Here is an 11,991-nt window from a genome sequence, read left to right as displayed (position 1 = left end):
CGTGAAGTGCTCGGTGTGCTGCATTGAGGGGTGCCTTCAGTGCGAATGGGGCTGCCTGGTTGCGTCGGTGGTCGTTGGCGGCCCATTTCTTGAGATGCCCTCCGCGGCGTCGTCGCCCGCCCGGTAATGCCCCGGCCGCTTGCGCGACTACCGCGACGTCATATCATGCATCGCCGCATGCTTCGCATGGGCCGAAGGCAAGTCCCGCGGGTGAGAAATAGTCCTCTAGCGTTTGCCCCATGCCTCACACCCCTTGAAGGATGATCCATTCATGGATACGAAAAAGTTGTCGTCACCCCTTGCCTGGATGGTTGCAACATTCGTGTCGGTGATGGCCATCAGCGGGCTTTTGGCGCTCCACCAGGCGGACACGAACAGCCGATTGGCGCAAAAGGCGTTCGAATCGCACGCCGAGGAGGTGGTTGAGCGGTTGCAGCAACGTCTTCAAGTGTATGAATACGGCTTGCGAGGAGCCGGGGCTGTGGTGGTGACGGCGGGAGAGGATGGTATTAATGCCAAGCTGTTCCACCAATACAGCGAAATGAGAGATTTCGCACGGGAGTTTCCTGGCGCCCGGGGTTTCGGCTTCATTCGCAGAGTTCCGCGAGCGAAAACTGATGCTTATCTGCAAGCCAGGCGAGCTGATGGGCTTGTCGATTTCTCTATCAAAACGCTGAATGAGCACAGCGGTGAACGCTTTGTCATTGAGCTTGTTGAGCCTATTGAACGGAATCGAGCGGCGCGTGGCCTGGATATCGCTTCCGAAGCCAACAGGCGCCAAGCTGCAATCTCGGCCCTGCAAACCGGAAAAGCCACCATCACCGGCCCAATCACATTGGTTCAGGCCTCGGGGGATTCCCAGCGTTCGGTACTCTTTCTACTCCCGGCATATCGCAGAGGGGCTGCCCCGGAGAATATTGATGAGCGGGAGATCCAGGGTTTTGGATGGAGTTACGCTCCGCTGGCCTTGAGTGAGGTGCTTGCCGACTTTGGTATGGCGCAGCTGCATTACGATATTGCCATTACGGATATTTCCAACCCCTCCCAGAAGGACGTCGTCTTTAGCAGTAAGCGCTCCGATGCGCCGGAAAGAAAGGCTATCAGCCAAGTGCTGGAGCGCGAAGTTTATGGGCGCCTCTGGCGTTTTGATTTAAGCGCCCGGCCCGGATTTGTGGCCGGATTGGGGCAGTTTTCTGGTCATGGGGTACTTGTTGTGGGCCTGATCGTCGGGATCCTCTTTTCGCTCCTTGTCGGGGCCTTGAGAGAAGGCCAAGAACGCAAGAGAAAGGCATTGCTGCAGCAGGCCCAGCTGGCGACGATCATGGAAAACTCCGCCGACGCGATCGTGGGCGAGTCCACTGAGGGCGCCACCATTATCTGGAACCCGGCGGCTGAACGGATGTTGGGGTACACAAAATCCGAAGCGATGGGGCAGGCGATGATCCCGCGGATGGCGGTGGGGAGCGAACGGTCTAAGGAGGAAGTCCTCGTCAGCAAGGTCATGTCGGCAGGAGTGTCAGATCCAGTGGACATCACGCTGTTGGCAAAGGATGGAGGGCAGGTGCCGGTTTCGGTGACAGCCAGCGCGATTCGCGGCGAGCGCGGTGAAATAGTCGGTATCGCTCGCTTCATGCGGGACGTTCGTGACCGGCAAGAGGCCGAACGGGCGATGGCGGATCTGGCCGCAAGTCTTGAAAGACAAGTGGCGCTTCGTACGGAAGAGTTGGAAACCGCACGTCACGACCTCCAGACGGTGCTGGACTCCGTGCCGTCGATGATTGGCTATTGGGATAAAAACCTGCTCAATCGTGTCGCCAATCGTGCGTATAGTGATTGGTTTGGTGTTGATCCTGCCAATCTGCAAGGCAGATCTATGCATGAGCTGCTCGGGAACGAGCTTTTCGCACTCAATCTTCCCTATATCGAAGGTGCATTGAGCGGGCAAGCCCAGCATTTCGAGCGCGCGATTCCGCTGGTCGATAAAAGTGGCTATCGACACTCTCTCGCCAATTACTTGCCTGACGTCGTGGATGGCGAAGTACGCGGGTTTTATGTCATCGTGCACGACGTGACAGAGGTGGTCGAGAGTCGCCAGGTCATCGCGCACGAACGCGAACGACTACAGCACATCATCGAAGGCACCCATGTAGGCACTTGGGAGTGGAACGTGCCAACCGGCGACCTCATCATCAATGAGCGCTGGGCAGAGATCATCGGTTACTCCAAAGAACAGTTGGGGCCGGTGAATATAGAGACGTGGAAGGCCCACGCTCATCCCGAAGATATCGTCAAGGCTCAAGCACTGCTGAGCCAACACTTTGAAGGGACGCAGCCTCAATACCAGAGTGTGATCCGGATGCGCCACAAGCAGGGACATTGGGTGTGGGTGCAGTCGCGAGGCAAGGTGTACACGCGCGCGACAGATGGAACGCCGGAGTGGATGTACGGCACTCACCAGGATATTACCGCAGCGAAGGAAGCGGAGACGCAGCTGGAGGAAGCAGTCGCAATGCTCCGCGGGGTTGTGAACGCTGCGACTCAGCAGTCCATCATCGCCACTGACGCCTATGGCACGGTCACGCTGTTCAATACCGGGGCGGAACAAATGCTCGGCTACGACGCCGATGACTTTGTTGGCAAGAGTACGCCCGCCCCACTGCACTTGAGCGAAGAAGTGCAAGCCTATGGCCTGGAGCTAACGCAGCGCCATGGCGTGCTGATTGAGGGCTTCCGGGTCTTTGTCCATGAAGCTGAACGCTTGGGACATGAAACCCGTGAGTGGACTTATGTGCGGAAAGACGGACATCAATTGCGTGTTCAGTTGTCAGTCAACACGATTCGTGACTTGCATGGCAATATATTTGGTTATCTGGTTATTGCCCAGGATATGACCGAGCGCCACCGCAGAGACACGGAGTTGCGCCACGCAAAGGCCGCCGCAGAAAAAGCCAGCATTGCCAAAAGCATGTTCTTGGCGAATATGAGCCATGAAATACGGACGCCCATGAATGCGGTGCTGGGCGTTTCTCACTTGCTGGCGGACACTCCATTGACCGACGATCAGCGCTTGCTTCTGAGCAAGCTGCAAATTGCGGGGCGGTCGCTGCTGGGAATTATCAACGACGTACTTGATATATCAAAAATCGAGGCGGGTGAAATGACCACGGAGTCTGTGGCCTTCGCTCCGTCTGACTTGGTGTCAGAGCTTTTGCAGCTGTATTCAGCTCATGCGGAAAACAAGGGCATCCAGTTGCAAGCCGTAGGGCTTGAGGCGTTGCCCTCTGTGGTTGAAGGCGATCCCACCCGGTTGCGCCAAATACTTTCCAATTTGGTCAGCAACGCCATCAAGTTCACCACACAAGGGGCTGTGACTATTGGGGTGACCCGGTTGCCCGAAATGGCTGCGAATGAGCGCCGTGTGTGGCTGAAATTCACGGTTTCTGATACGGGTGAGGGAATATCCGAGCGAGCGCTCCACAGTCTTTTCAAGCCCTTCGCGCAAGCCGACAGCTCCACGACCCGCCGTTTTGGTGGGACGGGGTTGGGTCTGTCTATCGTCAAGCGTTTGAGCCAACTGATGGGAGGCGATGTCGGCGTCGAGAGTGCGTTGGGGGCAGGTAGCACCTTCTGGGTTGAGCTGCCGTTCGTCATCTCGGACCAAGCGCAGCTCCCTACAGCACACACAGCCTATCATCATGACCCGCTGAGCGTGTTTGTGGCGGATGACAATCAGATCGACTTGGAGGGGCTGGTCAGAATGTGCCAGGCGTTTGGTTGGCGCACCACTGCTGTTCCATCAGGCAGCGAACTGCTGCAGCGATTGGAAGCAATCAAGCAAACGCGGCAGAAACTGCCCGATGCACTTGTGGTGGATTGGCAAATGCCAGGTTTGGATGGCATTCAAACCCTGAATGCTCTGGCGGAGCGGTGGGGGCCTTCCGCCATGCCCGCGACGCTTGTGGTTTCGGCTCATGAGAGGGACGCGGTAGCACGCAATGATCACAGCGGCGTGGTCAACCATATCCTGACCAAGCCGGTGAATCCCTCTACGCTCTTTAATGCTATTAACGCCTCCGTGGCCGCGCATACCGGCAGCCACGACCAGGTCATTGCCTCGACTCGGTTGGATTCCATGCGCGGCCATTGGCTTCATGGCATGCATATCCTGCTGGTGGATGACAGCGAGATCAACCTTGAAGTGGCTCGCCGTCTGCTGGAAAAAGAAGGTGCCAGCGTGGAGGTTGCAGCCAATGGTCGGGAAGCGCTGGATTTGCTTAAAGTCAATTTGGCCGGGGGGCGCGCATTCGATGTCATTCTCATGGATGTGCAAATGCCGGTAATGGATGGTTATGAGGCGACTGCGCTTGCGCGCCGAGAGTTAGGCCTTATCGAGCTTCCCATCATTGCGCTGACTGCTGGCGCACTGGCTGAAGAGAAGCACCGTGCGGATGCGGCGGGTATGACGGCTTTTCTCACGAAACCCCTCGATCCTGCCTTGCTGGTGCGCACTGTACACATGCATGTGAATAGGGTGCGTGGCACTCCCGTCGGGGACGAAAGTCAGCACCCCGCAAAGGCTTTGCAGGACGAATCGGAGTGGCCTGAGATCGAAGGGATAAGCACTTCCGAAGCAAGGAAGCTCCTGCAAGGCGATACAGCGCTTTTCTTCAATTTGCTGAGACGGTTCGCCAAAGAATATGGTGGTGAAGGTTTTGAGCTGTCGCCAGAATACGCGGCCGATCAGCGCAAGGTGCTGATGGCCCGCGTCCACAAGTTGCGCGGATCTGCCGGCATGCTGGGTGCCACGACGTTGCGCGCCATTGCGGAAGGCCTGGAGAATACCCTGCGTCGTTTCGAAAGTGAGCCAGAAAAAAATAATGAAATTCTGTCTGCCTCGCAAGAGTTGTTGGTGTCGCTGAATGCTGCTGTGACCCAGTTGATATCGGCGTTCTCCCCTTGGGTGGGTACGCCAGTCCAAAAACTCCATTCAGTCGAGGGCGAAGGTCTTGAGCCCCAGCAAGACGCTCCACGGGAAGAAATGGATGAGGAGCAAGCTCAAGAGCTTCTCGCATTCCTCCAATTGCTCAATAGGCAGGATTTTGCAGTGATGGAGCAGGTCGATGCTCTGGCGCCTGATTTGATTGCACTACTGGGTTCGCAGAAATTTGGCGTTATGCGTGAGGCTATCCATGGGCTGGACTTTGCTGCCGCCGCACAAATGCTGGCAATCCATCTGCCTGTTGGCGAGTAGCTGGGGCCGCCACTGGAATCGAGCGGTCGCCGGGGTGAGAACAGACGACATCAGCCAGTCACACGGGTGGTCCACAAGGAGGACGTGGCCCGGGAATGGGGCGGCCTGGCGCATTCGGCCCTTGGCCTCGCGCGTCTTTGCTGTGAATATGTAAGCAACCGGCAGCAGCCCCCAAGATCGACCGACCTTGCCCCTCATCGAGCCCGCAGTGGCTGTTCACGTGACGTGCTGGCATGTCGGGTGGTACGCCGATGCGAATCGGTCAAAGTCCTCCAGAACTGCTTTGCGGTTTGAACGAACCGCGGCAAATGGCTTTGCCGGTGGCTAGCGGGAGGATGTGCTCAGCCTGTTTTGGGTACGGACCTGTTGCTCGGGCCTTGATTCTTGGGGGGGCGTCGTTGGGGGCGTGATGGGGGCCTCTGCGGGCGTGGCCTCTCGAACTTGGGCAGGACGGACAGTGGCTCCGGTTGCCTATTGCCTGTGGCATTGCTGCGCGCAGCAGCCCCTCCTCCGTTCTGTCCATTCAGTGCCGCGAACAATGCGGTAATGCGGTAGCCCCTGTGGTCGGGGCGCGACCGGACGGTGCTGGAGCAGCGACATGCTGCCTTCGCACACGCCCACGAGCTGCGCCCGCACGCATCACTGAAAGTGCGTTCGACTCCGGCGTTCAGTGGGTAGCAGTCCGCCGGGGCTGTTCGGGCGATTTAGTGCGATGAGGACGTGGCTGGGAATACGGGGTGAAAGATCATTCGTTCAGCCCCGTTCAGCCCCGTTCAGCCGCAGCTCACCGATGTGATTCGGCCGGTCGCATCGATCTGCAGGTTGAGTCGCTGCGTGTCGTATTCCTTGGTGATCATCTGGCCAGGCCGAAGCACCCGCGCCATGTTGGCTCCCGAACGCACGCGGGCCGCTTCGACCACCTTGGCGGTGCTCATCTGGCCGACAAAGCCTTGCGCTGGCTGGGCGTTGCACACGCCGCCCATGGGGGGCGTGGCGTTGTCGGGCACCGGCGAAGTACTGCCGCTGCCGAGCGGCGTTGTGCAGCCCGCTGTCAGGGCCAGCGTGGCAAGGGCCAAAGCCGTGGATGCTGCAGTGCGCATGAAAACCGCTCCTTGAAGAAATAAGAAGGACGTTAACCCAAGTCGGTGCCGGGCGGCCGTCACCAGCGGTAACTCCGCCGCGCCGCCCGCAGTGGCGCGTTGGCGCCGGGCATGCCCTTCAGTTTTGGGCTGGAGCGGCATCCAGCCCCAGCGACAGTACGCGCCGCGCGGCTTCATTGGCCTCCGACGCCGAAGTGAAGGGCCCCACGCGCACACGAGTGAGCATGCGTCCGTCGGCCGCACGGACCTGCGCTTGCGATCCGGTCAGATCGACGGTCTGCAGCAGGGCCATGGCGCGGCGGGCGTTGGCAGGCTCGCCGAACAGCCCCACGTTGATGTAGAGGCGCCTCTGCGCGCTCGACGTGGCGCTGGCTTCGGCCGAGGCCGTAGCCGCCGCCGGCGGGGAGGCCTGGCGTGCACGTGCGGGGGCCCGCGGGCGCGATGCGTGGGCTGCGCGAGGCGCGGCTGTTGCGCTGGTGCTTGTGGGCGCTGCGGGCGCCGAGGCGGTCGGGGTGGGGGCCTTGGCTGCCACTGGTTCGGCCGCGGCCGCAGGGCTGATAGCGGCGGGGCGCTTGGCGGCAGCGCTTTGCTGATCCGCCTGGCTCGCTGTTGGCGCGCGTGTAGTGGTCTGCGGCGCGGATGCGGTGGAGGCGGCAGCCATGGTGGATGGGGCGCTCGCGGCCATGGCCGGGGCCGGCGCGACCGGCGGGCTGCTGGCGATGTTGGAGGCCGCAGCCGGTGTGGGCATGGAGGCTGCCGCCATCGGCGCCGAGGCGGGCGTCTGTGTTCTGGCAGCCGTTGCGCTTTCGGGTTCTGAAGCGGTGGCCACCGATGCGCTGGCGGCTGGGGCTGCGTCGGATGCCGCGGCCGAGGCCGCGGGCGTGGCTGGCGCCGCAGGGGTCGCGGGGACGACGGTAGCCGGCAATGTGGCGCCGGTGTCAGGCGATTTCAGTGCGCTGCCCGGGAAGGCCAGCCACAGCGCCGCGATGACAGCGGCCAGCAGCACGTGCACGGCCAGCACCCAGGCCAGTCGCCGGCGGGTGGGGGCCTGCCGGGCCAGCAGTTCGGCTGCCTTCGCCAGGTTAGGGGACGCTGCCAGCGCTCGGTTGATCTTCTTGCGCATCTCGGCGTGCATCACCGCGTCGCCGTAGAGGCCGGGCAGCACGCAGGCCGCACCGAGGACCACCAGGGCCGCACTGCCCACGACCTGCCGTGGCAGGCTCAACCAGTGCTGGCCCAGAGCCAAGGCCACCAGGGCCACGCCTTCCAGCACGGCGACATAGACGAGGGCTGGCATCCAGAGCTGGCGGAACACCATCCAGCCCAGCGTGAAGAAGGCCGCGGCGGCATTCCAGCCCGGCAGGTTGCGCCCCGTGTCGTCCTGCCGCTGGAAAAAAGCCAGATAGCGGTCCGTATTCAGCGGGCCGAGGGCGGCGCGGTACAGCTCCGGCATGGCAATGGTGCCGGACGCGCGCTTCTGCGGAGCGGCGGCCGCCTGGGCGACATAGGCTTGGTGGGCTTGCATGGCCGGAATTCTGGCATGCGGGATGCCGTCCGGGGCCCACCGGAGCGCGCGGATGCCGCAAGGCCGGCCCTACGAGGGTTTGGGGCCTGCTCGCGATCTTGATGAGGATCGTCCGCAGGCACCATTTCAGCGCTGGTGGGGGAGTGCGCGGTGGCGCGCGTGCAGCCGCGCCTGGCGGCGTGAGCGCAGCAGAGCCAGACATTCCAGCAGCCCGCCTGCCATGCCGACGGCGATGGAGCCGGCGGCGATCAGGGTGCGTTTGGCGGGGCTCTTGCGGTGGAGGAAGGGGATGTGCATGGTGGCCTGCCTGGGCTGAATAGGGAGCCGACAGCCTGCACCTGCTGTGTGTCAATTTGAAGTCAGCGGAGCAGAGTCCCGCAGGTGCCGCGGGCCAAGCCGTGCGTCCACGGTACGGGCGGGATATCCTGCCCGATCGGCCCGTTGCGGGCTTTCCCCTCTCTCTTCCTTCCTTGCGCACCTCGTGACCGCTCCGTTGCTGCCCGAACTGATCGCGCTGGAGCGCATCATCGACCAGGGCGCCCCCCACCTGCAGGTCCGCATGCTGCGCTCCATCGCCACGCAGGCGGGGCCGGATCTGCCACTCTATGCGATCAGCATGGGCAATCCTTCGCCCGACGTTCCGGCCGTGGGTTTCTTCGGGGGCGTACACGGGCTCGAGCGCATCGGGGCGCAGGTCGTCATCGCCTACCTGCAGAACGTGGTCAATCGCCTGCGCTGGGACGGGCTGCTGCACCAGCAGCTCGAACAGGTGCGCTTCGTATTCATGCCGCTCATCAATCCCGGGGGCACGCTGCTATCCACGCGGGCCAACCCGCGCGGGGTGGATCTGATGCGCAATGCCCCCCTCTCCGCCGACGATCGCGTGCCTTTTCTCATCGGCGGCCAGCGCCTGAGCGCCAATCTGCCCTGGTATCGGGGGGCGCCCGATGCGCCCATGGAGGAGGAAAGCCAGGCGCTGTGCGAGGTGGTGGAGGCCGAACTGCTTTCGCGCCAGTTCAGCCTGGCGCTGGACTGCCATTCAGGCTTCGGCCTGTCTGACCGGCTGTGGTTCCCATTCGCACACACTCGCCAGCCCATCAAGCACCTGGCGGAGCTGCACGCGCTGCAGGAGGTCTTCATGCAGGCCTACAGCAATCACCGCTATGTGATCGAGCCGCAAAGCCTGCATTACCTGGCCCATGGCGATCTCTGGGATTACCTCTACATGCGCGCCTGCGAGGAGCCGGGCCGCATCTTCCTGCCGCTGACGCTGGAGATGGGCTCCTGGCTCTGGATCAAGAAGAACCCGCGCCAGATCTTCAAGCGCTCGGGCATCTTCAACCCGCTGATCGACCACCGGCAGCAGCGCGTGCTGCGCCAGCACATGGCCTTGCTCGACTTCCTGCCCCGCGCCGCCTGTGGCTACCGCAACTGGCTACCGAGCGCGCAGGCGCAGGAAGCGCGGCGCGCGGCTGCGCTGGCTGCCTGGTATTGATGCGATGGCAGGGCTCGCGCCGATGACGCCGCCGCGTGGCTCCAGCCCTCCGTGGGTGCTGCTGCGCGGGCTTACGCGCGAGGCCCGGCACTGGGGCGGCTTTCCCGATCGGCTGCAGCAGGCGCTTGGCGAGGGCGCCCGGGTCATCCTGCTGGATCTGCCGGGCAACGGCGCGCTCAACGGCCAGCCCAGCCCGTGGCGTGTGCAGGACATGCTGCAGGCCGGCCGCAGCCAGCTGCTGGCGCGCGGACTTGAGCCGCCGTACCGCGTGCTGGCCATGTCGCTGGGCGCCATGGTGGTGACCGAATGGATGCGGCAGGCGCCGCAGGAGCTGGTCTCGGCCGTGCTCATCAACACCAGCCTGCGGCCCTTCAGCGCCATCTACCGCCGGCTGCGCCCGCGTAACTACGTCACGCTGCTGCGCCTGGCCTGGTGCTGGCGGCAGCCGCTGCAGGCCGAGCGCCTGATTCATGCGCTCACCAGCCGCCGGACGGCTCTGCAGGACCAGGTCGTACCCGGCTGGGCGCAGTTGCGGGCGGAACGCCCGGTCTCGCGGGCCAATGCCCTGCGCCAGCTGGCGGCGGCGGCGCGCTACCGGGCCGATACCGCTGCGCCGTCCGTTCCGGTGCTGCTGCTCGGCAGCTCGGGCGACGGCCTGGTACATGCCGGTTGCACCGCCGCCATCGCCAGCGCCTGGGGCTGCGCCCGGGCGAGCCACCCCACGGCTGGGCACGATCTGCCGCTGGATGCGCCCGATTGGGTGGTGCGGCAGGTGTGCGCATGGATGGGAGGCGGAGCTTTGAAAAGCTGAGAGTGACTCACGCAACCCCTCGGCCACCGCTGACTCCTTCGGCTCTATGCGCCCTCAGTCTGGTGCAGTTGGGGCAACGCTGACGTGCGGCGCGGCGCCATAGATGCCGACCATCTCCGTTTCACTGATTCTGGATGTCCCCAGGTGGAGAACGTGCCAGGGAGAATTTCTTTCTTATGGGGGCAATTCCAGCGCGCCATCATCACCTGGCGGGGCCATGGCAAACTGCCCCACCTTCCCCAAGCGTCCGTTCTGAGGGGTTCGGGAATTCGAGAGGAATTCACCATCATCAAAGAGAAAATGCCCTACTCGTATGCAAAGTGCATAAGCTATTGTGGCGAGAGCCGTCTTGCACATTGCGTACTGCTGAAAGTGAGCGGGTAGGCGGTACCCCACCTCATAGTGGATGGCCTTCGCGTTGGTTGCGTCGTGAAAAAAAATCTATCAGGAGTCGAGACATCGATGCGTCCCTCGCTGCTGCTTGTTGATGACGACCCCAAGCAAATCCAGCTGATGGGTCGTCTGTTGGCTGATCTGGGGCATATACGCTTCGCCACCAGCGGCGAGGCCGCCCTGCGGCAGGCGATTGCGGAGCCTCCCGACTTGATCATGTTGGACGCCGAGATGCCGGGCATGAACGGCTTCGACACCTGTTCTGAGCTCAAATGCTTACCCCATTTGAGCGAAATACCAGTGATCTTCGTGACGTCCCACACCGACCTGGGGCATGAGGTGCTCGGCTTCAGCGTGGGCGCGGCTGACTTTATCCACAAACCGGTCAGCGAGCCCATTTTGCGCGCGCGCGTCACCACTCACCTGCGTCTCAAGCAACTGTCCGATGAATTGCGCCGCATCGCTGTCACCGATGCCCTGACGGAGCTGCCCAACCGACGGGCATTTGACACGGTGTTGGCGCAGGAGTGGGCGCGATCGCTGCGAGAAGCTCAGCCGCTGAGCTGCCTCATGGTGGATGTGGATTATTTCAAGTCCTACAACGACCTGTATGGCCACCCGGCTGGCGACATGTGCTTGAAAAGCGTTGCACGGGCGTTGCGTGGCGTCTTGCTACGCCCTATGGACATGGTCGCCCGGTACGGCGGTGAGGAGTTCGCCGTGCTGCTGCCCAACACCACCTTGGAAGGCGCCAGCCTTGTTGGTGAGCGCCTCCTGCATGCCGTTCTTGCACTTCATTTGCCCCATGAAGGTGGCGTGGTGGACGGCATCGTTTCGGTCAGCATCGGCGTGGCCTGCTCTGATGAGGCATGGAGCCGAAAAGGCGGCACGGTCAATGGCAAGCCAGACAGCGCCGATCTGGTGCAACGGGCTGACCGCGCCCTGTACTTTGCCAAACAGCAGGGTCGGGCGAGGGTTCGGGCCATCGCACTTCCGCAGGGGGCGGCGCCACAATCTGGCGACGGGTTGCCCGCTAATTGCCCATCACGGGAGCAGCAGGCATGATGAGTTCGGATGGCGTGGCAGCCGTGAGATGGTTTTGCGGGACGGCAGGCGCCGCCGAGCTTTCGCGTGGCTCGATCAATTAGCGCCTTGCAATCCGGCATGCTGGCAAAGCATGGGCTTTTGCCATCGGGACGGGACCGTTGCGACGCCAGATGCCATATGCCGTGAAAGTGGCCCCAAATGTTCATGTGCGCGCACCTGCGGCCTCATCGTGCGCATGATCGGGGTGGATGCTCTTTCGTTGCCGGCGGCGTTGTGCGCTACTGGCATCCGTCGTTGGCGACAATTCAGGCATAGCGCGTCCGAGGCGTAACCTTGTTGCAGCCACCGACACGACCCGGCTGGCGTGTC

General features: G+C 62.5%; 7 protein-coding genes. 4 read left to right on the top strand and 3 right to left on the bottom strand.

The genetic code is table 11. The annotated features are described in order from the left end of the window. Nucleotides 1–253 precede the first annotated feature (253 nt). Nucleotides 254–5,251 (top strand): CHASE domain-containing hybrid sensor histidine kinase/response regulator, encoded by a 4,998-nt coding sequence (locus tag AC3A84_RS09590; protein ID WP_487969422.1) that lies wholly within the window; start codon nt 254–256, stop codon nt 5,249–5,251. Nucleotides 5,252–6,024: 773 nt separating this feature from the next. Here the strand turns inward: AC3A84_RS09590 and AC3A84_RS09585 are convergent. The 3 genes from AC3A84_RS09585 to AC3A84_RS09575 form a co-directional block, all read right to left on the bottom strand. Next, nucleotides 6,025–6,351, bottom strand: a complete 327-nt coding sequence (locus AC3A84_RS09585; protein ID WP_487969420.1) for an I78 family peptidase inhibitor — start codon at nt 6,349–6,351, stop codon at nt 6,025–6,027. A 118-nt stretch (nt 6,352–6,469) separates the two neighbouring features. Beyond that, a complete protein-coding gene (locus AC3A84_RS09580; protein ID WP_487969418.1) occupies nt 6,470–7,876 on the bottom strand; it encodes an SPOR domain-containing protein in 1,407 nt (468 codons plus the stop codon). A 126-nt stretch (nt 7,877–8,002) separates the two neighbouring features. Further along, nucleotides 8,003–8,173 (bottom strand): hypothetical protein, encoded by a 171-nt coding sequence (locus tag AC3A84_RS09575; protein ID WP_487969417.1) that lies wholly within the window; start codon nt 8,171–8,173, stop codon nt 8,003–8,005. A 184-nt stretch (nt 8,174–8,357) separates the two neighbouring features. Here AC3A84_RS09575 and AC3A84_RS09570 point away from each other — a divergent pair, with 184 nt between their 5' ends. The 3 genes from AC3A84_RS09570 (at nt 8,358) to AC3A84_RS09560 (ending at nt 11,640) form a co-directional block, all read left to right on the top strand. Beyond that, a complete protein-coding gene (locus AC3A84_RS09570; RefSeq protein ID WP_487969415.1) occupies nt 8,358–9,371 on the top strand; it encodes a M14 family zinc carboxypeptidase in 1,014 nt (337 codons plus the stop codon). 22 nt (nt 9,372–9,393) lie between these two features. Next, nucleotides 9,394–10,182 carry an alpha/beta fold hydrolase gene (locus tag AC3A84_RS09565; protein ID WP_487969413.1) on the top strand — a complete coding sequence of 263 codons (789 nt, stop codon included), beginning with the start codon at nt 9,394–9,396 and terminating at the stop codon, nt 10,180–10,182. Nucleotides 10,183–10,644: 462 nt separating this feature from the next. Then, nucleotides 10,645–11,640 carry a GGDEF domain-containing response regulator gene (locus AC3A84_RS09560; protein ID WP_487969410.1) on the top strand — a complete coding sequence of 332 codons (996 nt, stop codon included), beginning with the start codon at nt 10,645–10,647 and terminating at the stop codon, nt 11,638–11,640. Nucleotides 11,641–11,991: the final 351 nt, after the last annotated feature.

This window comes from Paracidovorax sp., from assembly GCF_057642795.1.
The sequence above is the reverse complement of the archived record's forward strand: the minus strand, read 5'-3'. Positions and strand labels throughout refer to the sequence as shown.

Excerpts from the sequence above, each read along its gene's own strand:
- AC3A84_RS09565 (WP_487969413.1), top strand. The coding sequence starts at position 9,394 with ATGACGCCGCCGCGTGGCTCCAGCCCTCCGTGGGTGCTGCTGCGCGGG.
- AC3A84_RS09560 (WP_487969410.1), top strand. The coding sequence starts at position 10,645 with ATGCGTCCCTCGCTGCTGCTTGTTGATGACGACCCCAAGCAAATCCAG.
- AC3A84_RS09580 (WP_487969418.1), bottom strand. The coding sequence starts at position 7,876 with ATGCAAGCCCACCAAGCCTATGTCGCCCAGGCGGCCGCCGCTCCGCAG.
- AC3A84_RS09585 (WP_487969420.1), bottom strand. The coding sequence starts at position 6,351 with ATGCGCACTGCAGCATCCACGGCTTTGGCCCTTGCCACGCTGGCCCTG.
- AC3A84_RS09575 (WP_487969417.1), bottom strand. The coding sequence starts at position 8,173 with ATGCACATCCCCTTCCTCCACCGCAAGAGCCCCGCCAAACGCACCCTG.